Origin of the sequence: Amycolatopsis sp. NPDC051061 (genome assembly GCF_040682935.1) — a bacterium.
Classification (GTDB): Bacteria; Actinomycetota; Actinomycetes; order Mycobacteriales; family Pseudonocardiaceae; genus Amycolatopsis.
The window spans coordinates 92,624-115,848 of the sequence record NZ_JBFBBZ010000024.1; the positions used below are offsets into that span (position 1 = coordinate 92,624).

21 protein-coding genes, 4 tRNA genes and 2 pseudogenes are annotated in these 23,225 nt (G+C 70.2%); 15 read left to right on the forward strand and 12 right to left on the reverse strand.

Features of this window, described 5'->3' with window-relative positions:
- Positions 1-62: 62 nt before the first annotated feature.
- The 6 genes and pseudogenes from AB0N03_RS29560 to AB0N03_RS29585 all read right to left on the reverse strand — a co-directional run bounded on the left by AB0N03_RS29560 (position 63) and on the right by AB0N03_RS29585 (position 5,855).
- Positions 63-1,745 (reverse strand): MFS transporter, encoded by a 1,683-nt coding sequence (locus AB0N03_RS29560; protein ID WP_364378146.1) that lies wholly within the window; start codon positions 1,743-1,745, stop codon positions 63-65.
- Positions 1,746-1,792: 47 nt separating this feature from the next.
- A complete protein-coding gene (locus AB0N03_RS29565) occupies positions 1,793-2,290 on the reverse strand; it encodes a MarR family winged helix-turn-helix transcriptional regulator (protein WP_364378148.1) in 498 nt (165 codons plus the stop codon).
- Between the two features lie 121 nt (positions 2,291-2,411).
- Positions 2,412-3,191 (reverse strand): sugar phosphate isomerase/epimerase, encoded by a 780-nt coding sequence (locus tag AB0N03_RS29570; RefSeq protein WP_364378239.1) that lies wholly within the window; start codon positions 3,189-3,191, stop codon positions 2,412-2,414.
- Positions 3,192-3,281: 90 nt separating this feature from the next.
- Positions 3,282-5,057, reverse strand: a pseudogene (locus AB0N03_RS29575) (TIM barrel protein); the annotation flags it as partial.
- Between the two features lie 70 nt (positions 5,058-5,127).
- Positions 5,128-5,463, reverse strand: a complete 336-nt coding sequence (locus tag AB0N03_RS29580) for a hypothetical protein (RefSeq protein ID WP_364378150.1) — start codon at positions 5,461-5,463, stop codon at positions 5,128-5,130.
- Positions 5,460-5,855 (reverse strand): hypothetical protein, encoded by a 396-nt coding sequence (locus AB0N03_RS29585; RefSeq protein ID WP_364378152.1) that lies wholly within the window; start codon positions 5,853-5,855, stop codon positions 5,460-5,462. Before AB0N03_RS29585 ends, AB0N03_RS29580 begins: the two co-directional genes overlap by 4 nt.
- 568 nt (positions 5,856-6,423) lie before the next feature.
- On the opposite strand from AB0N03_RS29585, the gene AB0N03_RS29590 reads away from it, so the two are divergent.
- The gene (locus AB0N03_RS29590; RefSeq protein WP_364378154.1) at positions 6,424-6,591 is read left to right on the forward strand and encodes a hypothetical protein; all 168 of its coding nucleotides are present in this window, start codon (positions 6,424-6,426) and stop codon (positions 6,589-6,591) included.
- A gap of 1 nt (position 6,592) precedes the next feature.
- A complete protein-coding gene (locus AB0N03_RS29595) occupies positions 6,593-8,032 on the forward strand; it encodes an alpha/beta hydrolase domain-containing protein (protein WP_364378156.1) in 1,440 nt (479 codons plus the stop codon).
- A gap of 227 nt (positions 8,033-8,259) precedes the next feature.
- Here the strand turns inward: AB0N03_RS29595 and AB0N03_RS29600 are convergent.
- The 5 genes and pseudogenes from AB0N03_RS29600 to AB0N03_RS29620 all read right to left on the reverse strand — a co-directional run.
- A pseudogene (locus tag AB0N03_RS29600) lies at positions 8,260-8,340 on the reverse strand (hypothetical protein); the annotation flags it as partial.
- A 585-nt stretch (positions 8,341-8,925) separates the two neighbouring features.
- Positions 8,926-9,000 (reverse strand) — tRNA-Val (locus AB0N03_RS29605).
- A 1-nt stretch (position 9,001) separates the two neighbouring features.
- Positions 9,002-9,072: transfer RNA gene (locus AB0N03_RS29610), tRNA-Cys, on the reverse strand.
- A gap of 24 nt (positions 9,073-9,096) precedes the next feature.
- A tRNA-Gly gene (locus tag AB0N03_RS29615) sits at positions 9,097-9,169 on the reverse strand.
- Between the two features lie 127 nt (positions 9,170-9,296).
- Positions 9,297-9,722 (reverse strand): SsgA family sporulation/cell division regulator, encoded by a 426-nt coding sequence (locus tag AB0N03_RS29620; protein ID WP_033293569.1) that lies wholly within the window; start codon positions 9,720-9,722, stop codon positions 9,297-9,299.
- A 392-nt stretch (positions 9,723-10,114) separates the two neighbouring features.
- Between AB0N03_RS29620 and AB0N03_RS29625 the strand changes: the two genes are divergently transcribed.
- The 13 genes from AB0N03_RS29625 to AB0N03_RS29685 all read left to right on the forward strand — a co-directional run bounded on the left by AB0N03_RS29625 (position 10,115) and on the right by AB0N03_RS29685 (position 20,966).
- Positions 10,115-10,186, forward strand: a tRNA-Val gene (locus AB0N03_RS29625).
- Between the two features lie 794 nt (positions 10,187-10,980).
- A complete protein-coding gene (locus tag AB0N03_RS29630; protein ID WP_364378158.1) occupies positions 10,981-12,498 on the forward strand; it encodes a sugar transferase in 1,518 nt (505 codons plus the stop codon).
- Between the two features lie 210 nt (positions 12,499-12,708).
- Positions 12,709-13,323 carry a malonic semialdehyde reductase gene (locus AB0N03_RS29635; RefSeq protein WP_364378160.1) on the forward strand — a complete coding sequence of 205 codons (615 nt, stop codon included), beginning with the start codon at positions 12,709-12,711 and terminating at the stop codon, positions 13,321-13,323.
- Between the two features lie 131 nt (positions 13,324-13,454).
- Positions 13,455-15,482, forward strand: coding sequence for a threonine--tRNA ligase (gene thrS, locus AB0N03_RS29640; protein WP_364378162.1), 2,028 nt, complete (start codon positions 13,455-13,457; stop codon positions 15,480-15,482).
- Entirely contained in the window at positions 15,479-16,021 is a 543-nt protein-coding gene (locus tag AB0N03_RS29645; protein WP_364378164.1) for an HIT domain-containing protein, read from the forward strand. The genes thrS and AB0N03_RS29645 overlap by 4 nt, the downstream gene beginning before the upstream one ends.
- A gap of 63 nt (positions 16,022-16,084) precedes the next feature.
- A complete protein-coding gene (locus tag AB0N03_RS29650; RefSeq protein WP_364378166.1) occupies positions 16,085-16,606 on the forward strand; it encodes a MarR family transcriptional regulator in 522 nt (173 codons plus the stop codon).
- An 89-nt stretch (positions 16,607-16,695) separates the two neighbouring features.
- Positions 16,696-17,322 carry a phosphatidylinositol phosphate synthase gene (gene pgsA, locus AB0N03_RS29655; protein WP_364378168.1) on the forward strand — a complete coding sequence of 209 codons (627 nt, stop codon included), beginning with the start codon at positions 16,696-16,698 and terminating at the stop codon, positions 17,320-17,322.
- A complete protein-coding gene (locus AB0N03_RS29660) occupies positions 17,319-18,236 on the forward strand; it encodes a phosphatidylinositol mannoside acyltransferase (protein WP_364378170.1) in 918 nt (305 codons plus the stop codon). Before pgsA ends, AB0N03_RS29660 begins: the two co-directional genes overlap by 4 nt.
- Positions 18,237-18,254: 18 nt before the next feature.
- Positions 18,255-19,400: a glycosyltransferase family 4 protein gene (locus tag AB0N03_RS29665; protein WP_364378241.1), complete on the forward strand. Its 1,146-nt coding sequence runs from the start codon at positions 18,255-18,257 to the stop codon at positions 19,398-19,400.
- Positions 19,397-19,879, forward strand: coding sequence for an NUDIX hydrolase (locus AB0N03_RS29670; protein WP_364378171.1), 483 nt, complete (start codon positions 19,397-19,399; stop codon positions 19,877-19,879). The genes AB0N03_RS29665 and AB0N03_RS29670 overlap by 4 nt, the downstream gene beginning before the upstream one ends.
- 4 nt (positions 19,880-19,883) lie before the next feature.
- Positions 19,884-20,141, forward strand: a complete 258-nt coding sequence (locus tag AB0N03_RS29675) for a hypothetical protein (protein WP_364378173.1) — start codon at positions 19,884-19,886, stop codon at positions 20,139-20,141.
- A gap of 32 nt (positions 20,142-20,173) precedes the next feature.
- On the forward strand, positions 20,174-20,443 hold the full coding sequence (locus AB0N03_RS29680) for a hypothetical protein (protein ID WP_364378175.1): 270 nt from the start codon (positions 20,174-20,176) through the stop codon (positions 20,441-20,443).
- A 13-nt stretch (positions 20,444-20,456) separates the two neighbouring features.
- Positions 20,457-20,966 (forward strand): XdhC family protein, encoded by a 510-nt coding sequence (locus tag AB0N03_RS29685; protein WP_364378177.1) that lies wholly within the window; start codon positions 20,457-20,459, stop codon positions 20,964-20,966.
- Between the two features lie 64 nt (positions 20,967-21,030).
- Here the strand turns inward: AB0N03_RS29685 and AB0N03_RS29690 are convergent, their stop codons facing one another.
- A complete protein-coding gene (locus AB0N03_RS29690; protein WP_364378179.1) occupies positions 21,031-23,139 on the reverse strand; it encodes an elongation factor G-like protein EF-G2 in 2,109 nt (702 codons plus the stop codon).
- Between the last annotated feature and the right edge of the window lie 86 nt (positions 23,140-23,225).

The window sequence follows — 23,225 nt, forward strand, 5'->3', positions numbered from 1 at the left end:
CTCCAGAACCGGTGATCGTTGCCGCGGTGAACGCCGTCAGTTCCGTCGCGTGCCGGCTTCGTTCAGTGCCGTTCGTCCGTGTCGGGTTCGATGAACACGTCCTGGGTTCGCTGTCCTCTCAGCATCGTCAACGCGATGAGCGCGGCCGCCGCGGCGGCGATGCCGCACACGAGGTAGCCGACGGAGTAGGCGTGGGAGAGCGCGTGGAACGCGACGTCTTTGAGGGGGTTGAACGGGATCAGGGTGCCGTCGGGTCCGGGTACCTGCGCGGGGACGCCGTTTTGCCCGAGTGGGCCGGATTTCACCGCGTGGACGGCCGCTTCGACCTCCGGGCGTTGTGCGGCGGGGACGTGTTGCGGCGAGGCGTAGAAGGTGTCCAGTGCGGACTGGAGGGAGGGGGACGAGGCGATTTCGGTGTTGATCGCGTTCGCGGCGGTCGTCAGCGCGATCGCGCCGACGATGGCGGGCCCGAGCGTCAGGCCGCCGTCGCGCAGCATGCTTGTCGCCCCGCTGGCCATGCCGGCTTTGGAGGTCGGGACGCTGTTCACGGCGACCACGGTGATCGAGGTGACGGCGAGTTTGAATCCGGCGCCGATGACCAGCAGCGGCACGGCGACCGCCCCGATGGAGAGGTTTGTGGCGGGAATGGCGGCGAGCACGAAGTCGCCGATACCGATCAGTGTCATCCCGGTGCCGAGTACGACGCCGGGGCTGAAGCGTTCGACGACCCGGGTGCTGACGGGGAACAGCAGCACGCCCATCACGTTGAGGCAGAAGAAGCCGATGGACGTCGCGAGCGGGGTGTACTCCTGGATGGCCGACAGCCGGATGCTGGTCGCGTACGCGGTGCCGAGGTAGGCGAACATGCCGACGACGGTCACCACGGCGGAGACCGTGAAGATCCTGTTGCTGAACAGTTCCAGGCGGATCAGTGGCCGGTCCACGCGGCGTTCGATGACCACGAACAGCGCCATGAACACGACGGCGACGACGAACCCGCCGACCACCGGAAGACTGCCCCAGCCGTCTTCGGCTCCTTGGATCACCGCGTACAGGAGTGCGAACAGCGACACCGCGATGGTGATCTGGCCTGGCCAGTCCAGGGACCGGCCCAGCGGCGCGGCGGAGTTTTGCGCACCCACCAGGGTGATCACACAGCTGACCACGGCCAGGACCGCCATGGCGAGGAAGGCGTAGCGCCAGCTCGCGTATTCGCCGCCCGAGTGGTGGATGCGGGCCAGCAGGCCGGCCAGTACCGGTGAGACGAACCCGGCGCCGGTGAGGGCGGCGGCCCAGATGGAGATGGACTGCGCGCGTCGCCGGACGCTCTGGGTGCCTGCGGCGAGCATCGCTATCGACGTCGGGAACAGCGCCGCGGCTCCGACGCCGGAAATCACCTGACTGGTGATGAGCACGCCGGTGCCGCCGCTGGGCGTGAAGAAGCCGAGCAGCCCGCCCACGGCCATCAGTGCGGCGCCGATGGCCAGCAGCCGCTTGCGTCCGAAGAGGTCACCGACCACGCCGAAGGACAGCTCGAGCAGCGTCACCGGAACCAGGAAGGCGTCGGAGATCCAGGTCAGTGTCGTCGAGGAGGTGTGCAGGTCCTGGTTGATGAAGCCGTTGATGACGGCCGGGATGGACAGGCCGATCTGGGCGACCGCGACAGCGGCCGCCGCCGCTACCAATGTGCCGCGCCGGAGTTCCACGGGCGCGGACGGGCCGGATGAGGCGACGGTGTCACTCACGGTTGTGAAGCCAACCATACCGAAAACCGGATGTACAGGTTTCCTGACTATTGCGTGGAGGCCGGCCCAGGTTCCACGCGGTCCTCGCGCAAGGCGCGCCGGCACAGCTCCAGCGAGTGGTGCAGGTCGCTCGCCTGGCCGTCGGAGAGCAGCGAGACCATGCGGTCCTGCAGTGCGGCCACCTGGGGCCGCAGCCGGTCGAGCAGCCGGTGGCCGGCGGGTGTCAGGGCGATGACGAGGCGGCGGCGATCGGCGGGGTCGCGATGGCGCTCGATCAGCCCGCGGTTCAGCAGTGTGGTCACCATGTCGGCCATGCTCTGGTCGGTGACGAAGGAGTGCCGGGCCAGGCGGGCGGCGGTGAGGTCGGGGTGGCGTTCGAGGACGGTCAGGGCCGTGTACTGCAGCGTGGTGATGTCGGCTGGGCGGACGAGGGCGTCGAGTTCGGCGCGTACGGACAGCTCGACCTGCTTCATCAGGTACAGCAGAGTCGACGGCGGCGGCTCACCTGAACCGGCCTCGCCCGGCTGTGTGTCACCAGTCGTCATGGCCAACCAAGACCTCCCTGGATGACCATCGTAGGCGGCGACCTGGTCGTGGTAGGTGTGCCCGGGGCTGACGTCGGTGGTGGCGAAGCAAACTCAGTCGTCTCGGCAGGCGCACTGGAGCTTACTGAAGATGCTCGACGCCGATTGCCGGGCTGACCGCGTTGAGGTGGCGCCGGGTGGCCGCGAGGGCGAGGCGGGAGTGTTCGCTGGCGCCGACTTGGGCGACGAGCATGGCGCGGGGTATTTCCAGGGTGTACGGGATTCCGGGTGGAAGAGCGGCGAGGATGCCGGGCACGTCGAGCCCGCCCTCGCCGGGGAACAGGCGCTCGAAGCGGGCGGTGTAGATCAGTCCGGCGGTCGTAGCGGGGATTTCGGCGGGCGCGTCGCAGACGTGGGCGAAGTGGAACCACTCACGTGGTAGCTCGCCGAGTTCGTCGATGCTGGAGCCGGAGCGGGCGAAGTGCAATACGTCGAGGAGGAGACCCGCGTTGGGACGGCCGGCGGCGCGCAGGACGCGGACGGCCTCGGTGAGGTCGCCGGTTTCGGTCCAGGACGGGAACTCCAGGTCGAGGGTCAGGCCGAGCGGACGGGCCAGGTCGCACAGCTCGGTGAAATGGTCGACCTTGCGAACTGGATCGGGGTCGGGGAGTTGCGTGATGACGTGCCGTGCGCCCAGTTCGGCGCCGGCTTCGAGGACGCGCAGGAAGTCGCGGGGCTTGTCGGTGGGGCCGATTCGGGCGAGTTCGATGTCGAGGACCCCGATACCCGTGGCCGCCAGGCGTGCCTTCGTCGCGCGCATGAGCGCGGGATCGGTGGCCAGCGGGTAGTGCGGTTCCTCTCGGGTCACCCGGGTCAGGCGCAGGCCGACGTAGCGATAGCCGGCGTTCGCCGCCGCGGCCACCAGTTCGGGCGGCGACAGGCTCAGCGCGGTCAGGTGGGCCAGGGAGTAGTCGTGCCCGTGGTCGTGCGCGTCCGCCGTCTCCCGGAGAGCGCTCAGCCGGCTGCGGCGGTGCGCGGCCATGCGCACGGGGGTGTTGGCCGCGCCGTACCCGGCGTATTCGTCGACGCGTTGCACCACTTCGAAGAACACTCGTGAGCCGACGATCTCGGTGTAGAAGTGGAGGTACTCGCCCTGCTCGTCGCGGTCGTAGAGGACGGACTGCGCGCGCAGTGCGGCGAGCAGGTCGGCCGGCAGGGCGAGACGGGCGTCGAGGTCGTCGTAGTAATTGTCCGGGATGTGCAGCACGCGTCCGCGGGCGGCCTTCGCGGCGGCGAAGATGTCGTGGGTGGTGAACGCGACGTGCTGGGGGTTGGGCACCGCGGGTGCCCAGTCGCCCCGGCGCAGTGGTGCGGTGTTGAGGGTGATCCGGACGTGGTGGGCCGGATCGCTCGCTGCCCGGCTACGGATCAGTCCGAACGGCGCGGTCAGCTCGACGGTGCGGTCCGGTTGGAGGCCGAGCACCGATCGGTAGAACAGCGAGCTCTGGTCGAAGTCGTCGACCGACTCGGTGAGTGACACGTGGTCGGTACCCGTCAGCAGAGCCGAGGGGACCGCGTTGCCGGTGGGGACGAAGTCGTCCGGCCAGCCATCGTTGCGGCAGAAGAAGATCTCCATGCCGTCGGGTGCGGCCACCGACGACAGGTCCGCCTCCTCGGGTCGGCGGGCACGGGGCAGCACGGGCGCCAGGAGGCGTTCGGCGCGCCGGGCGGACCCGGCCGGGTCGCTGCTTTCCAGTGCCAGTGCGGAAATCATGGCCGTCCCCGGGGCGACCGTCCGTTGTGACCCCTGATTCAGCAGGATCCTGGCTTCGCCCTGCTGCCAGAGTTGGACGGGCTTGGAGCGGTGCTGCCCGGTGTGGGTGAACCCGAGCCTCGTCAGCGTGTGCGCCATCGCCGGGCCCGATACCTCGTCCACGGTGAGTTCGGTGAACACGTGCCCACCGAGCAGGGACGTCGGCGGAAGGCCGCTCATCACGACGGACTCCTGCATGGCGAGCAGCGAGCGCATCGCGTCGACGGCCGCGTGCCACGGGTCGGTCTGGCGGTAGACGTCGTTGAACACCTCGAGCGACAGTGAGCCCGCGTAGCCGGTCGCGAGCACGCGGCCGGCGAAACCGGCGAGGTCGAACGAACCCTGCCCGGGGAACGACCGGTGATGCCGGCTCCACTCCCGCACGTCCATGACGAGGTGCGGGGCGTCCGCGAGTTGAAGGTGGAAGATCTTCTCCGCGGGCACGACGCGGATTCCCGCGGGATCGTCGCCGCGAGAGAGCACGTGGAAGCTGTCCAGGCATAGACCCAGCGCGGGGTGGTCGGCGCGGCGCACGATCCGCCAGGCGTGCTGGTAGGTGTTGACGAACCGGCCCCAAGCCAGGGCCTCGTAGGCGATCCGCAGCCCGCGGGCCGCGGCCCGGTCGGCGAGCAGGTGCAGCTGTTCGGCGGCGAGGTCGTCGTCGTCCACCGCGTCCGGTGACGTCGACGAGCAGACCAGCAAGGTGTCCGTGCCCAGTTGCTCCAGCACGTCGAACTTTCGCTCGGCGCGGCGGAGACTGGTGGCGAGCACGTCCGGCGGGACGGCCTCGAAGTCGTGGAACGGCTGGTACAGGTCGATCGACAGGCCGAGCCGGGCGCATTCCTGGCGTACCCGCCTCGGTGACCACGAGGACGCCACGAGGTCTTGTTCGAAGACTTCGATGCTCTGGAAGCCGGCTGCCGCGGCGGCGGACAGCTTGTCGTCGAGGGTGCCGGACAGGCAGGCCGTCGCGATGCCGAGGCGGCGTCGCGAGCCGGCGGTGTCGGCAGTGCCGGATTCGGGAGACGAGGTTGCGCCGCGGCGCTCAACGGTGAGCATGGGCAGCCACCCTTCCTTGCGCGGTGAGGGAGTCGAAGTGACGCAGCATCCGCTCGACATCCGGCTCGAGACCGGTGAACAGGCGGAAGGAGCCGGCTGCCTGGAACACCGCCATCCGGCCGCCGCCGAGCACCCGGCAGCCATGCGCCCGGGCCGCGATCAGCAACTCGGTGTCCAGCGGCCGGTAGACCACATCGGCGACCCCAAGCTTCGGGTGGAGCAGGTCCGCGGGCAGCGGCAGGCCGGGTTGTCCTTCCATGCCGGTGGGAGTCGCGTGAACCAGCCCGTCCGCGGCACGTGTCGCGTCGGCGAGCGCGATCAACGGTTCCGCCGTCGGCCGGCCGCGTCCGGCAGGCCGGCCGTGAGACCACGGGCGAAGCCGGGCAGGTCCGTGTTGTGCCCGATGGCTTCCTGGCCGGTGAACACAACGGTGTTGACCGCGGCCGGCGCCGCCGCGTCGGGGGAGAGAGCATCGAGGTGGGCCGGCACGAGCTGCCTGACCGGGTGCGTGATGTTGAGCCCGTCGAACCCGGCCAGCCGAGCCGCGGCCACGACCTCACCGACCGGAACTTCGAGTTCGTTCTGGTCCAGTAGGCGGTACTGGTAGGCCAGCCCGAACTTCCCGGCTTCACGCTCGTGCAGTGCCGGGCTCAGCGAGGTGCCGATACTCGAACCGATGAGCCCGACGAGGAAACGGCCGTCTCGAGCTGCCACGCGGCCTCCTTGCCCGTGAACGTACTGGGTAGTTACTTATACGCCTCTGGTGTCCGGATAGGGAAGGGTGTCGCGGCAGCAAGCGCTTCTTCCGTTGCGGACAAGGAGGTCTGGCGGTCTCGCCACCCCGGCCCCGTGTCCCGGCGGCGCCGCCGGACGAGGCTTGCCGACGTCCGCCTGGACTACCTCCCGGCACACTGAGGCCATCGGGTGTATTGCGCCCGTATTGAACTTCGTCCTATTGTTCGTCCCGTGCGACGGTTCACTTGGTCCACCTGGCGGACCTCTGTCGAGTCGAGAGAGGCGGAGCCCTGTCCGCCGACCGGAAGTCGATCGTCGCTGCCATCACCGACGTGGCAGCGACTTCCGCCGTGCGGACGGGGGCCGGCGTGACGTGTCCACAAAGGATCTCCCGGCGCGCGGGGTGGTCACCGACGATGGGGCAGGAAGGGCACCCGGCACCGCCAGGTCGTTCGCCGGCACTGCGTACTTCCGGAAGCTGCTGCTCGGCGGCGTTTCCCCCGCCGTGGGCAGGTCCCCGTTCGGTCGCCGACCCCCGAGGTGACGGATGACCAAGATTCAACGACGAGACCTGATGAAGGGCGTGGCGGCCACCGCGGTGAACGCGCGGCCGGCACCCCGAGAGTCCGCCACCCACACGTTCAGCACCCGGGGTGAGTACTTCTTCAACGACCCGTCCGGCCCCCGGTCCACCGGCAAGATCGAGGTGTATTGAGATGCGCGTTCTCCTTGTCGCCGCGGCTCTTCTGGCCGGCATGGTGACCGGTCCGGCCGCGGCCACCGGATCGGCGCCGGCGAGCCCGCCGGCCGGCCCGGCGGCCGTGCCGTCGCCGGTGGTCGCCGGCCCGATCCCGGCGAAGGCACCACCCGGCGACCCCTCCCACGACTACCCGTTCTTCGCCACCGACCAGAATCTCCGGGCGTACGGATATGTCGAAGAGGAGTACTTCATCGAAGGCATCGCCAACCGCTACACGACCCCGGACGCCGGCACCGGTACGGTCATCGACGGTGGGCACAAGTACCGGACGAGAATCGTGGTCCGGCGCCCGATCTCATCGAAGAAGTTCAACGGCACCGCCGTCGTCGAGTGGGACAACGTGACCAACTCGTTCGACTACGAGGTCGTGTGGAGCCGCTCATTCCGGCACCTGCTGGAAGCCGGCTACGTCTGGGTCGGCGTCAGTGCCCAGGGCGCGGGCGTGCACTCCCCAAGCGGGCTCAAAGCGTGGAGCCCCAACCGGTACGGTTCACTGGACCTGACCGACGGCGGCACGGTCACCGACGACGCGCTGTCCTACGACGTGTTCAGCCAGGCCGCACAAGCCCTGCGACATCCACGCGGCGCGAACCCGTTGCCGGGACTCGACGTACGGACGTTGATCGCGACCGGCCAGTCACAGTCCGCGTCCCGGCTGACCACGTACGCGAACTCCGTCCACCCGATCGCACCGGTGTACGACGCCATCGCGATCGTCGACGGCGGCGTACCGGTGCGGACCGACTTGACCACCAAGGTGTTCAAGACGGCCAGCGAGTACGACGTGCTCGCCGGCCAAGCCGCTCGTCGCCAGCCCGACACCGACCGGTTCGTCCACTGGGAGATCGCGGGCGCGTCCCACTCCGACCGGCACGCCTACCTGGTGAACAACCCGATCCGGCTCCGCGACGCGGGGGTGTCGGGCCTGCCGGCCGGACCGACCGCGCCCTGCGTGGCGCCGGCCCGCAGCAACGTGCCCTACGAGTACGTGCTCGACGCGATGTTCGACCACATCGTCCGCTGGGTCGCCCGCGGTACCCGGCCACCCGCCGCCCCACGGATCGAGGTGACCGACACCTCGACCAGGCCGGCCACGGCCAACCGGGATGCCTACCAGATCATCAAGGGCGGCATCCGGCTCGCCGCGGTCGCCGCGCCGACCGAACGCAACACGGGCTGGAACACCGGCCTCACGCCCGACCGAGACAGCGCTTGCGCGCAGGGTGGCACCTGGATCCCGTTCGACGGCACCACCTTGCGTGAGCTCTACCCGACCCATGCGCAGTACGTCCGCGCGGTCCGCCGGATCACGACCCAGAACGTCCGCGACGGCTTCCTCGTCCAGGCGGACGCCGACGCCACGATCCGCGCTGCCGAAGGGGCTGATGTGCCGTGAGCCGCCGCAAGTACGGCATCTTGCTGGCGATCCTCCTCGGGGTCGCCGGCGTCAGGTTGCTGTAGGCGCTCAGCGCGATCGGCCGTGCTATGCGTGCGACGTGGCGCTGGGTCCGATCGAAGGAGGCGTCGAGGTTTCCGAGTGGTCTTTGCCGGATCCTTGTCGCGAGACGCCTTGTGCGCATCGACGACTGATGCTGGGATCCGTCCTCGGTTGCTTACGTCGTATCCGTGATCCCGAGCCCACGAGCGGATGTCGTGAGCTGTCGTGTACTCGTGCAGCTGTCGCCGAGGACGGTGAAGGACCAGGCCGCCGCGGGGTGGTGCCGCATCACCGGTTCGGGAAGCACTACCGGTTCACCCGTGCCGATGTGGCCGAGATCGTGCGGCTCAGCGCCGCGCCGGTGAAGCCGCCGCGGCGGCGGGTGTCCGTTCAGGACGTTGCGCAGGATTTCCGCGCCGCGTGAGGCGGGCGGAGTGACGGAGAAGAAGAGGAGTGAAGGATGGCTTACGGCCAGGAAGATCCCGGGACCGGCGAGTGGCGGGCCCGCTACAAACGTCCCGATGGGATGTGGGGGAGCAAAGTCAGGGTTCCCCACTGAGAAGGCGCGAAGGGATTGGGGCTTGGAGCGGGAATCTGTGGCTGGACCCACGCGACGGCGAGACCCGGTTTGCGGACTTCGCTGAGGAGTGGCTCGCGGCCGTCGCACCGCGGACTCCGAGCCTCGCTGCGATCGCTGGCCGCCCTGTATCCGGGGGAGCGGCGAAGCTGGTGTCCTGGTTCCCGCACCTGCGGTCCAGGCGGACCATACCGGCGCCGGGGCCATCGCCATCTGACGACTGAAGCCCTGCCCCTCCGGAGGAGGAACAGGGCTTCTGACCTGCGAAAACATGTGGTGCGCGATACTGGGATTGAACCAGTGACCTCTTCCGTGTCAGGGAAGCGCTCTCCCGCTGAGCTAATCGCGCGAGGTGGAGACGGGATTCGAACCCGTGTACACGGCTTTGCAGGCCGTTGCCTCGCCTCTCGGCCACTCCACCGTGTCAGGCCTCGAGAGCCTACCGAGCGGATGACGGGATTCGAACCCGCGACCCTCACCTTGGCAAGGTGATGCGCTACCAGCTGCGCTACATCCGCACTGCACCACTTCCTGACGAGCAGGTCCGGGGGCTTGAACCCCCGTCGCCGTGGTGTGGGAAAACCATATCGGACCGCGAAAACGGCGGCGACACCGGGGTGTCACTCCGCCGTTGCAAGCCCGTCATCAGGCCAGATCGTGGGGGATCAGGTGGGTGAGCGCGTCGTCGACGTCGACCCACAGGTGTTCGTTGCCCGGGAGCACCACGTCGTAGGTCCGGTCGAGGAAGTCGGCCAGCTCCTGGGCGGACGCCTCGAACATGGCGTGCCCGGACGGCGAGTTCAGCTCGATCAGCACGGACTCGGGGTCCTCGACCGAGGGGCGGATCCGGACGTCCCCGTCACCCGCGTCGGCCAGGAGGCCGTCCGCGAGGAGGTCGCGCGCGTAAACCCACTCGACCCAGCCGGCGCGGCCGGTGCGGAAAGCGGCGACGACCGCATACGGGTCGCGTGTGTCGTAGCGCAGCTCCACCTTGACCGGAACCGCGGGCGTCCGCGGCGCCAGCAGGTCGAAGACCGCCGTCGAGCGGAGCGTCACGTGATCGTTGCGCATCGTCCTACCCTTCGTCTCCCTTCCCGGCCCGGCCTGGCCGAGGGCGTCACCACTGGGACGCATCGGGAGGCCGATTCCGTCGCAGGTGCGCCGCATATCACCCGTACGGGCCCATGAGCCCCCGTCTGCGCCCGTGTGATACCCCACGGCGCGCGATCGACCGGCGCGCCCCGTGTCGGCCCACTCCTCCATATTGCGCGGTTGAGTCGCCGGGCGATAGCACCGTCGCACGGGTGTCGAACGTGCCCTCGGGCGGCCCCCATCTGCCGCGACCCCGGCTAGCTCGGGGTTGTTCGTTCCGTACTCGCCGGTAAGCGGAGTGTGGTCGGACAGGACCACCCATTTGCAGGCGCCCGGAAGTTGTACGCTAGAGTTTCGGTACCACCGCGAGCGGGCGATTAGCTCAGGGGGAGAGCGCTTCGTTCACACCGAAGAGGTCACTGGTTCGATCCCAGTATCGCCCACGAGATTCGCTGGAAGAGCCCTGTCTGCGGAATGCGCAGACAGGGCTCTTCTCGTTGTGTCCTGTGGGGGCCGAGCCCCCACGCCCCCGTCGGGGGCACGCCCCCGGACCCCCCGCGTGTGCGCGGGTTGTGATGTTGGCCACGGCCTAAGTGGAGTGAACGATCCGTTCGGATCTTCCGTACTTGCTGACAGAGCTGTTCCCGCTGTTGTTCGTGGGTTGCGGGACCTGCCTCTGGAGCCTGTCGTTGCGGCGGTCTTCTGTCGAACCGACCCCTCGAGAGGTGTGCGTGTGATCGTCGGTTTCCGCGGTGCGGCCGAGGCGGGGAACTTGTGACGGAAACCCGCGTGTGTGACTATTCGACGACGAATGTCACGGACTGATCATCGGACGCCCGCGAGGCGGCGCCCGCGGCCCGTCCTGGTCCACAGTGGACCACCGGTGCCCGACAGTGTCCACAGTAGATCTCCGGGCCCGGTTCGGCCGTTCGGCACAGTGTGGGTCCACCCGGGTGCGGGTACCGCGCCATTGGCTACATTCCGTAGTTTTTGCGGGGATACTCCCTATTACGCATCGTCATCATCTTGTTATGTTGCGGCCACTTTCTGGCGGAAAAGACGCACTGCATGTGGCTGGAAATCCTTGTAACGATGCTGAGAGAGTCGCCGATACCTTGCCGTGTGAAGCCCTCCGCGGGCACAGCGCGAGATCCGATCCGTGGTGACTGTACGAAATCACTTCCGGTGACGCAGCGTGCTTGCGGACCCAGCCCTATCCCTGGTCCCGGGAGGTCAGATGGAAGAGTCGGTGCGGCCGTCGTACACGGTGAGCCAGCCACCGCCGCACATCGACCTCCAGGCCATACCCCGCCCCGCCCCGCGGGACGGCAAGCCGGCCGGGACGCCGTCCCCCAAGGCGCTGCCGGCGGCCTGGGAGGCGAGATACAGAGCCTGGGTCATCGGCAGCGACGTCTTCATCACGCTGCTGGTGATCGCGATCAGCGCGTTCGTCATCGATCGCGTTGCCCCGCACGACATGCACGCCTTCGGCACGATCCTCGCCGTCTTCGTTTCGCTGCCCGTTAGCCGGGCGTGGAGCTCGCGAGTGCTCGGCGAAGGCGCGGAGGAGTACCGCACGCTCGGCCGCGGCTTCATCACCGCGGCCGTCCTGGTCGCCTTGGGCGGCCTGCTGTTCGGCGCGCTCGAGGTCCAGGTCTGGGTGTTCGTGGTCGTCCCGGCGATCGCGCTCGTCGCGTTCCCGCAGCGGTACCTGCTGCGCCAGGTGCTGCACCGCAAGCGCGCCAAGGGACTCTGCCTGCTGCCGGTGATGGCGGCGGGCAGCCCGGAGACCGTCGCCGACCTGATCGCGCGCACCAAGTCCGAAGTGCACGTCGGCTGGCGCGTCGAGGCGGCCTGCACGTTCACCGGGACCGGCGCCGACCGCGACAGCGGCGAGATCGACGGCGTCCCGGTGGTCGGGAGGCTCGAAGAACTGTCGCGGTACGTGCGGCGCGGCGGCTACCGCGTCGTGGCGATCACCGCGGACCAGTACTGGACGCCGAAGCGGTTGCAGCGGCTGGCCTGGGACATGGAGGGCACCGGCGCGGAGATGGTCGTGGCGCCCGTGCTGATGGAGGTCGCCGGCCCCCGGCTCAACGTCACCGGCGTGCTGGGGATGCCGCTGCTGCGCGTCACGGCGCCGATGTTCACCGGCGGCCGCCGCGTGGTCAAGGAGATCGTGGACCGCGCCGGCTCGGCGTTCCTGCTCACGCTGCTTTCCCCGCTGCTGCTGGTGATCGCGCTGGCGATCAAGCTCAACGACCGCGGCCCGGTGATCTACCGCCAGCGCCGCGTCGGCCGCGACGGCGCGACGTTCACCATGCTCAAGTTCCGCACGATGGTCACCGACGCCGACGAGATCCGGAAGAAACTGGAGTCGGAGAACGAAGGCGCGGGTCCGCTGTTCAAGATGAAGCGCGACCCGCGGATCACCCGCGTGGGTGGTTTCCTGCGCCGGTATTCGCTCGACGAGGTGCCCCAGCTGTTCAACGTGGTGTCCGGGAGGATGTCGCTCGTCGGGCCGCGGCCGCCGCTGCCGGAGGAGACGGCGCAGTACGCGCCGGACGCCCGCCGCCGGCTCCTGGTGAAGCCGGGCCTGACGGGGCTCTGGCAGGTGAGCGGGCGCAGCGATCTGACGTGGGCGGAGAGCATCCGGCTCGACCTGCGTTACGTGGAGGACTGGTCGCTGGCCCTGGACCTGGTGATCCTCTGGAAGACCTTCCGCGCGGTGATGGGCGGGCACGGCGCCTACTGACCCCTCCGGACCGCGCACGACGGCCGCCGACTCCCATCGAGGGGGTCGGCGGCCGTGTGCGTTCGGGCCCGGGGCGGGTCGGTGCCCCCGGTGAGCTGCCTGTAGTCCGGCGCCTTCCGTGTGTGATCCACACAACTGGTTGAACGCGAAATAGTTCAACGCTCAACCTGGTTGCACGGGATACCCGACCAACGGAAGGAAGTCAGCCCCATGACCACCTTTGCCGAGCAGACCGAGGCCCTCCGGGTCCCCGCGGACGTCCAGAACCTCCTGTTCCGCGAGGCGCGCACGGCCAACAGTTTCAGCTCCGAGCCGGTGACCGAGGAGCAGGTCCGCGCGATCTACGACCTCGTCAAGTGGGCCCCGACGTCGATGAACACCCAGCCGCTGCGGGCGCTGGTGCTCCGGACCGCCGAGGCGAAGGCACGCCTGCTGCCGCACATGTCGCCGGGCAACCGGGACAAGACCGAAGCCGCCCCGCTGACCGTCGTGCTCGCCGCGGACGTCGACTTCCACGAAAACATCCCGCAGGTCTTCCCGCACAACCCGGGGGTCAAGGACAACTTCTCCGACGAGCGGGGCCGCGTCGAGTTCGCCAAGCTGAACTCGCTGCTGCAGGTCGGCTACTTCATCATCGGCGTCCGCGCCGCCGGCTTGGCCGCCGGCCCGATGACCGGCTTCGACGCCCAGGGCGTCGACGACGAGTTCTTCGCGGACCGGAAGTGGCGCTCGCTGGTCGTCGTCAACGTCGGCAAGCCGGGCGAAAACCCCTGGTTCGACCGCCTGCCGCGGCTGGACTTCGACCAGGTCGTCGAAACCCTCTGACCTCGATCGGACCGGCCGCTCCCGGACCCGGGGGCGGCCGGTCCGGTGTTCGCGGACGCGCGTGAGGCCCGCCCGGCCCGACGACTAGCATCGTCGGGGTCATCTCCGTCACCCCAGTCCGAGGAGCCATCGTGTCGCAGTCGCCCCCCGTTTCCCCCGTGGCCACCTCCCGCGTGGTGGTACCGGCGGGTACTACGGCGGGCGCGGCGGTCCGCGAGGCCGGCCTGCCGACCAAGGGCCCGGACACGGTCGTCGTCGTGCGCGACGCCGAGGGCAAGCTGCGCGACCTCGCCTGGGCACCGGAATCCGACGCGGAGGTCGAGCCGGTCGCCGCGAACACCGAAGACGGCCGCAGCGTCATCCGCCATTCGGCGGCCCACGTGCTCGCCCAGGCCGTGCAGCAGCAGTTCCCGAACGCCAAGCTGGGCATCGGCCCGCCGGTGAAAGACGGTTTCTACTACGACTTCGCCGTCGACACTCCGTTCACCCCGGAGGACCTGCAGGCGCTCGAAAAGCGCATGAAGCAGATCGTGAAGGGCGCCCAGCAGTTCTCGCGGCGCGTTTTCGACTCCGTCGACGAAGCGAAGAAGGAACTGGCGGACGAGCCGTTCAAGCTCGAGCTGGTCGACCTCAAGTCCGAAGTGGACACTTCCGAGGTGATGGAGATCGGCGAGGGCGAGCTCACCATTTACGACAATCTCGACCCGCGCACCAAGGAACGTGTCTGGAGTGACCTCTGCCGTGGTCCGCACGTGCCGACCACGAAGTTCATCCCCGCGTTCAAGCTGACCCGCGTCGCCGCCGCGTACTGGCGGGGGAGCGAGAAGAACCCGCAGCTGCAGCGGATCTACGGCACCGCGTGGGAGTCGGCCGAGGCGCAGGACGCCCACCTCGAGCGCATCGCCGAGGCCGAGCGCCGCGACCACCGCAAGCTAGGCGCCGAGCTGGACCTGTTCTCCTTCCCCGAGGAGATCGGCTCCGGCCTGCCCGTGTTCCACCCCAAGGGCGGCATCATCCGCCGTGAGCTGGAGAACTACTCGCGCCGCCGCCACGAGGAGGCCGGCTACGAGTTCGTGAACACCCCGCACATCAGCAAGGGCGAGCTGTTCCACACCTCCGGCCACCTGCCCTACTACGCGGACACGATGTTCCCGCCGGTGCAGTTCGACGAGGAGAACTACTACCTCAAGGCCATGAACTGCCCGATGCACAACCTGATCTTCCGCTCGCGCGGGCGGTCCTACCGCGAGCTGCCGCTGCGGTTGTTCGAGTTCGGCACGGTGTACCGCTACGAGAAGTCGGGCGTCGTGCACGGCCTCACCCGCGTGCGCGGCCTGACGATGGACGACTCGCACATCTACTGCACCAAGGAGCAGATGCCGGGCGAGCTCCGGTCGCTGCTCAAGTTCGTGCTCGACCTGCTGGCCGACTACGGCCTCTCCGACTTCTACCTCGAGCTGTCCACCCGCGGCGACTCCGAGAAGTTCATCGGCGAGGACTGGGAGTGGGAGGAGGCCACCGAGACGCTGCGGCAGGCCGCCGTGGACTCCGGCCTCGAGCTGGTCCCGGATCCGGGCGGCGCGGCCTTCTACGGCCCCAAGATCTCGGTGCAGGCCAAGGACGCGATCGGCCGCACCTGGCAGATGTCGACCATCCAGCTGGACTTCAACCAGAACAAGCGGTTCGAGCTCGAGTACACCGCGCCGGACGGCACCCGGCAGACGCCGGTGATGATCCACCGCGCGCTCTTCGGCTCGATCGAGCGGTTCTTCGGCGTGCTGACCGAGCACTACGCGGGCGCGTTCCCGGCGTGGCTCGCGCCGGTGCAGGTGGTCGGCATCCCGATCACCGCCGACCAGGTCGAGCACCTGCAGGACCTCGAGAAGGCGTTGCGCGCCAAGGGGATCCGTGCCGAGGTCGACGCCAGCGACGACCGCATGCAGAAGAAGATCCGCACGCACACCACGCAGAAGGTGCCCTTCATGCTGCTCGCCGGCGCGAAGGACGTCGAGGCGGGCGCGGTGTCGTTCCGCTTCCGCGACGGCGGCCAGATCAACGGCGTGCCGGTGGCCGACGCCGTCGACGCCATCGCCGGCTGGATCGAGCGCCGCGAGAACGCGTCGCCGACGGCCGAGGCGCTGGAGGCGGTCGTTCGGTGAGTGAGGGTCCCGAACTCGTCGAGCAGCAGGGCATCGGGGTCCAGGACGCGTTCCAGCGCCTCTGGACCCCGCACCGGATGGCCTACATCAAGGGGCAGGACAAGCCGGACGGCGACGAGGACACCGGCTGCCCGTTCTGCCGCATCCCGTCCCTGGACGACAAGACGGGGCTGATCGTCGCGCGCGGCGAGACGGTGTACGCGGTGCTGAACCTGTACCCGTACAACCCCGGGCACCTGATGGTGGTGCCGTACCGGCACGTCGCGGACTACACCGAACTGACGGTGGAAGAGACGCGCGAGGTCGCGGAGTTCACCCAGCACGCGATGAAGGTGATCCGCGCGGTGTCCGGCGCGCACGGGTTCAACATCGGCCTGAACCAGGGCGTGATCGCGGGCGCCGGGATCGCGGCGCACCTGCACCAGCACCTGGTGCCGCGATGGGGTGGCGACGCGAACTTCATGCCGATCATCGGCCAGACGAAGGTGCTCCCGCAATTGCTGGGCGAAACGCGGGACCTCCTCTCCGACGCTTGGTGAAATACTCAAATGCCGTAACCGGCAAAGCCTGATTGAGTGTTCAACCGAGGGTATGATGGGGGTATGTCCGAAACCCGATGGCTCAGCGACGACGAGCAGCGCGTCTGGCGTGAGTTCAACGCGGCCACCCGCATGCTCAGCGCGCACCTCGAGGGGCAGCTGCAGCACGACTCGGGCATGCCGCACACGTACTACGAAGTTCTCGTCGCGCTTTCCGAGGCCGAAGGCCGCCGGTTGCGGATGAGCGAGCTCGCCGACGCGCGTCAGGCGTCGCGAAGCCGGCTCTCGCACGCCGTCGCGCGGTTGGAGGCCAACGGCTGGGTGCGCCGCGAAGCCTGCCCGACCGACAAGCGCGGCGCCTGGGCGGTCCTGACGCAGGAAGGCTTCACCGCGCTCGAAGCGGCCGCGCCCGGGCACGTCGAGGCCGTCCGCGAGAGCCTTTTCGACCCGCTGACGCCGGAGCAGATCGCCGCGCTCGGCGAGATCAGTGCCGCGATCCGGCAGCGGCTTTCGCCGAAGTGCGCCGCCGCGCAGGCCGCCGAAGAGGCGCGGGAGCACGAGGGCGAACTCACGAAATCGGGCTGAGCCGGGGCGGCGCGTCGGGTTCACCGGAGCGGGTGGATAGGCTGCCATCGCCCACCCGATCCTCGTAGCCAGGTGTCTCAGACGAACCGATGCTCAATATCTTCGCGCGTGCCTCCGTTTCCCGCGTCACCGATCCGATCGGCCAGGCGCTGGTCCGCGTCGGGCTGACCCCGAACGCGATGACCGTGCTCGGGACCGCCGGCGCCGTCGTCTGCGCCCTGGCCTTCTTCCCGAACGGCTACCTGCTCTGGGGCACCTTCACGGTGTGGGGCTTCGCCATGCTCGACCTCCTCGACGGCGCCATGGCCCGCGCCCGCGGCTACGGCACCCCGTTCGGCGCGGTGCTCGACGCCACCTGCGACAGGCTGGTCGACGGCGCCCTGTTCGCCGCCATCGCCTGGTGGTGCTTCGTCGTCGACGACAACCACCCGGCCGCCGCGGCGGCACTGCTGTGCCTGGTGCTCGCCCAGGTCATCTCCTACGTCAAGGCCCGCGCCGACGCGTCCGGCCTGCCGGTGGACGGCGGGCTCGTCGAACGCGCCGAGCGGCTGATCATCGCCCTGGTCGGCACCGGCCTGCACGGCTTCGGCATCCCGTACACCGTGGACGTGACGCTCTGGCTGCTGGCCGTGCTGTCGGTCATCACCCTGCTGCAGCGCTTCGCCGCCGTGGCGAAGGCGGCCCGCGAGGCCGCCGCGGGGGAGCAACCGGCATGAGTGGCCTGTCCGAGCGGTTGAGCGCCTTCGGCTACGCGGCCGGGTGGCGGCTGGCCGGCTGGCTGCCCACCGGGTTCGGCAGCACGGTGTTCTCGCTCGGCGCGGACCTCGCCGTCCGCCGCGATGTCGGGGGCGTGCGGCAGCTGCGCGCCAACCTCGCCCGCGTCGTGCCGCAGGCGGACCCGGTCGAGCTGGACGAGCTGACCCGGCGCGCGATGCGTTCGTACGCCCGGTACTGGCACGAGACGTTCCGGCTGCCGTCGATGGACCACAAGGAGCTCAGCGCCAAGGTCGCGGGGTCGATCACCGGCGTGGAGAACCTCGACGCGGCGCTGGCCGAGGGCAACGGCGCGGTGATGGCGCTGCCGCACAGCGGGAACTGGGACATCGCCGGCGTCTGGCTGGCCGACTACCTCGGCGGCTTCACGACCGTCGCCGAACGCCTGAAGCCCGAGTCGCTCTACCGCCGGTTCGTCGAGTACCGCGAGTCGCTCGGCTTCGAGATCGTGCCGCTGACCGGCGACAGCTCGGCGATGCGCGTGCTGCTGAAGCGGTTGCGGGAGAACAAGGCCGTCTGCCTGGTCGGCGACCGCGACCTGACCACCAGCGGGATCCCGGTGAAGTTCTTCGGGGAGGCCGCGCGGATGCCCGGCGGCCCGGCGCGGCTGGCCGCCACGACCGGCGCGGCGCTGATCCCGGCCGGCTGCTGGTTCACCGAGGACGGCTGGCAGATCCGCCTGCACCCGCGCATCCGCGTCACCGCGCGCGCCGAGGTCCCGGCCGCCACCCAGGCGCTCGCCGACATCTTCGCCGGCGACATCGCCGCGCACCCGGCCGACTGGCACATGGTGCAGAAGTTCTGGCCGGCCGACCTGGACGACGGCGACCAGGTCAGCCTGGAAGAAGCGAGCTGAGGCGTGGCCACGCGTCCGATGCGGGTCGGGATCGTCTGCCCTTACTCCTTCGACGTGCCCGGCGGGGTCCAGGGGCACGTGATCGACCTGACGAAGGCGCTGCTCGCCCGCGGGCACCAGGTGTCCGTGCTCGCGCCCGCCGACGACGACGCGGACCTGCCGCCGTTCGTGCACCCGGCCGGCAAGGCGCTCGGTATCCCCTACAACGGCTCGGTCGCGCGGCTGCAGTTCGGCCCGGTGTCCTACGCCCGGGTGCGCCGCTGGATCCGCGACGGCGACTTCGACGTCCTGCACCTGCACGAGCCCGCGGCGCCGAGCCTTTCGCTGCTGGCGCTGCTCATCGCCGACGGCCCGATCGTCGCGACGTTCCACACCGCGACCACGCGCTCACGCACGCTCTCGGCGTTCCAGCCGGTGCTGCGGCCGCTGCTGGAGAAGATCACCGCGCGGATCGCGGTGTCCGCGCTGGCCCGCCGGGTGCAGGTGGAGCACGCGGGCGGCGACGCCGTGGAGATCCCCAACGGCGTCGACGTCGAGTTCTTCTCCTCGGCGGCGCCGCTGCCTGGCTATCCGCGGGCCGGCGGCACGGTCGGGTTCGTCGGCCGGTTCGGGGAGCCGCGCAAGGGTATGGGCGTGCTGCTGGAGGCGCTGCGGCGGATCCTGCCGGAGTTCGAGGACCTGCGGCTGGTCGTGGTCGGCCGCGGCGACGAGGGCCAGCTGCGCCGCGACGCCGGCCCCGCGCTGGCGCCGCACCTGGAGCTGCTCGGGCAGGCCGACGACGACGTGAAGGCCCAGGCGCTGCGCAGCGTCGACGTCTACTGCGCGCCCAACACCGGCGGCGAGAGCTTCGGGATGATCCTCACCGAGGCGATGGCGGCCGGGACCCCGGTGCTGGCCAGCGGCCTCGACTCGTTCCGGCGGGTGCTCGACGACGGCCACGCCGGGATGCTCGTCGAAACCGGTGACCCGGCGGCGCTCGCGGACGGGCTGCGCGAGCTGCTCGGCGACCCGGCGCGGCGGGTGTCGCTGGCCGCGGCGGCGGGGGAGCGGGTGACGATGTTCGACTGGTCGGTCGTGGCGACGCAGGTGCTGCGCGTCTACGAGACGGCCGTGGCCGCCGACCCGCGGCGCGTCGCGGCGCCGGAGAAGGAGCCGGCCCGGTGAGCGTGCTCGGCTGGCTGCTGCCGCTGCTGGCGCTGGTCGTCGTGCTGGGCGGGCTCTTCCTGGTGGCGACGGCGAACCGGCTCGACCGGCTGCACGTCCGGATGGACGCGGGCTGGGCGGCGCTCGACGCGGCCTTGGCGCGCCGGGCGGTGGTGGCCCGCGCGGTCGCGGTGGTGCGGGGCGACACGGGCCTGCGGACGCTGGCCGAGCGCGCCGAAGCGGCACCGCGGCCCGACCGAGAGGGCGAGGAAAACGAGCTGACGCTGCAGCTGAGCCGGGTCGACCGGGCGGCCCTGCCGGCCGAGCTGGCCGAGGAGCTGACCGACGCGGAACACCGGGTGGTGATCGCGCGGCGCGTCCACAACGACGCGGTCCGCGACACGCTGCGCCTGCGGCGGCGGCGGAAGGTGCGGTACTTCCGGCTGGCGGGCACCGCGCCGGTGCCGGAGTACTTCGAGTTCGCCGAACCGGAGGTCTGAGGGCGTGGGCTGGTGGGTGGTCGTCGAAGAGCAGCGCGGGACGGGTGACGGCCGGAGCTGGTCGCTGTCGGAGACGTTTCCCTGCACCGACCAGGCGACCGCCGAGGCCGAGGCGCTGCGGCTCGCGCGGGAGTACCAGCCGGCCTACCCGTGGTCGCCGAAGTCGCGGAAGGTGCTGCGCGGCCCCGGCGGGTACCTGGTGATCGTCGAGGGCCGGACGTCGACCTTCCACTTCCGGCTGAGCGTGCTCGAAGAGATCTGAAACCTCCGGGAGCCCGGCCGCGTCGTAGAGGCATGAGTTCGACGTGGTGGGTGGTCATCGAAGAGCAGGGCGGCATGGGCGACACCCGGGGCTGGGGCGTGGCCGAGGCGACGCCGTACCCGGACCGCCGGACCGCGGACGACGACGCCTACCTGCTGGCCAAGCAGCACCGGCCGCCGCGGCCGTCGTCGCCGCAGAGCCGGCTCGTGCTCCGCGTGACCGACGGGTACCTCGTGCTCGTGAAGGGCAAGACCGACCTGTGGCAGTTCCGCGTGACGGTGGGCGAGCAGGCCGGCGGCTGACAGACTGGGCGGCATGAGTGAAACCTGCGACGTCGCCCACGGCAAGGCGCCGGCCGACCCGGACGTGCGGACGCTGGTCGCGGTGTTCGCGTCGCCGGTCTCGCGGTACCTGCTGAAGTTCGCGCGGGACCTCGGCTACCACGTCGCGCTGTTCGAGCCGGACGCCGCGCGCGCCACCGACGGGCCCGACGGGATCGAGGCGGCCACCACGCTGCCGCCGCTCGACGCCTCGGCGGACGTCGTCGTCACCGACCACCACCGGCCCGAGCTCGGCGAGGTGCTGAAGGCCGCGCTCGGCCAGGAGCCCCGGTGGATCGGGGTGCTCGGCAACCCTCGCCATCCCGGCCCGCACGTGTCCGCGCTGCAGGGGCTCGGCGTCGCGGAGGCCGACATCGCCCGGGTGCACCGGCCGGTCGGGCTCAACATCGGCTCGCGGACGCCGCCGGAGATCGCGATCGCGACCCTGGCGGGCCTGCTGGCCGACCGCAACGACCGCCCGGGCGGCTTCGACTTCACGCTCTGACGCGAAGTCCATGAGGGGCACCCTCATGGACTCAAAAGCCATGAGGGTGCCCCCCCCATGGCAATCAGTGGACCGCCATTCCTTCCGGCATCGGCTCGAACCTCGCGTGGCGGCGGGTGAACGTCGCCGTGCCCGAGCTCATCGAGCGCAGGTCGATCAGGTACCGCAGCAGCTCCGTCGCCGGAACCTCGGCCCGGATCACCGTCCGCCCGCCTTCGCCGGCTTCGGTGCCCAGCACCCGGCCGCGCCGGGAGGACAGGTCGCCGAGCACGGTGCCGAGGTGCTCGTCCGGCAGCTGGATCGCCACCTCCTCCAGGGGCTCCAGCATCGTGATGTGCCCGTTCGCGGCGGCCTCCCGCAACGCGAGCGCGCCGGCGGTCTGGAACGCCGCGTCCGACGAGTCCACGCTGTGCGCCTTGCCGTCGACCAGCGTCACCTTCACGTCGACGACCTGGTGCCCGTCGGCCAGCCCGCGCTGGAGCTGGGCCCGCACGCCCTTCTCCACGCTCGGGATGAACTGGTGCGGCACCGACCCGCCGACGACCTTGTCGACGAACTGGAACCCGCCGCCCCGCGGCAGCGGCTCGACCTCGATGTCGCAGACCGCGAACTGGCCGTGCCCACCGGACTGCTTCACGTGCCGCCCGTGTCCCTTGGCCGGTTTGGCGAAGGTCGCGCGCAGGCTGACCTTCACCGGTTCGGTGTCGACGTCCGCGCCGCCCGCCCGCAGCCGCGAGAGGACGACGTCCGCGTGGGCTTCGCCCATGCACCACAGCACGAGCTGGTTGGTCTCGGCGTTGCGGTCCAGCCGCAGCGTCGGGTCGCCGGCGACCAGCCGGGACAGGTTGCGCGCCAACGTGTCTTCGTCGCTGCGGGTCTTCGCCACCACCGCGACCGGCAGCAGCGGTTCCGGCATCGCCCACGGTTCCATCAGCAACGGCTCTTCGGGCGAGGAGACGGTGTCACCGGTCTCCGCCGACCCGACCTTCGTCAGCGCGCAGAGGTCACCCGCGACGCAGTAGGGCACTTCCCGCAGGTTCGCGCCGAGCGGGGAGTAGAGGTGCGCGACGCGCTCGTCGGCGTCGTGGTCCTCGTGCCCGCGTTCGGCGAGGCCGTGGCCGGACACGTGCACCGGCCGCTCCGGCCGCAGCGTCCCGGAGAACACCCGGACGAGCGACACCCGGCCGACGTAGGAGTCGACGGCCGTCCGGACGACCTCGGCGGCGAGGGGGCCCGCGGGGTCGGCGGTGATGGCCGCGTGCGCCGCGCCGTCCGGCGTGGTGACGTCGGGGGGCTCGTGTTCGAGCGGGGAGGGGAACGCCCGGACGATCCCGTCGAGCACCTCGGCCAGGCCGATCCCGCTGGTCGCGCAGACCGGGATGACCGGGTGGAACGACCCGCGCGCGACGGCGGTTTCGAGGTCGGCGATGAGGGTCTCCTCGGCGATCTCTTCGCCGCCGATGTAGCGGTCCATCAGGGATTCGTCTTCGCTCTCGGCGATGATCCCTTCGATCAGCTCGTTGCGGGCTTCGGCCATCCGCTCGAGGTCGGCCGGTTCGGGTTGGCCGAGCTTCGGCGGGTGCCCGGCGGAGTAGTCGAAGTACCGCTGGGTGATGAGCCCGACCAGGCCGTCGCCCGCGGGCAGGTACAGCGGCAGGACGCCGGCGCCGAACGCGGCCTGGCAGGCGGCGATCTCGGCCATCGCGTCGGCCCGGTGGTGATCGAGCCGGGAGACGACGACCGCGCGCGGCATGCCGACCGCGGCGCACTCTTCCCACACCGCGACGGTCGCCGCGTCGACGCCTTCGGCGGCGCAGACGACGAACAGCGCGGCGTCGGCCGCGCGCAGCCCGGCCCGCAGCTCCCCGACGAAGTCGGCGTACCCGGGCGTGTCGATCAGGTTGATCTTGTGGCCCTGGTGCAGCACCGGCGCGACCGAGAGGCCGACCGAACGCTGCTGGCGGACCGCCGCGGGGTCGTGGTCGCACACCGTCGTCCCCTCGACCACCGAGCCCGCGCGCGACACGGTCCCGGACGCCGCGAGGAGGGCCTCCGTGAGGGTCGTCTTTCCCGAGCCGGACGGGCCGACGAGCACGACGTTGCGGACCTTCGCGGGGTCGTTTACAGCGACGGCGGCCCCGGTGTCGGCGTTCTTGGCTTGTTTGTCTGCCATGACGACTCCTCGGCGAACGGCTGGTGGACGGGATGTGTCCTCGATCACACACCCGCTACCCTGGTCACGGCAAGGCAGGGCTCCCG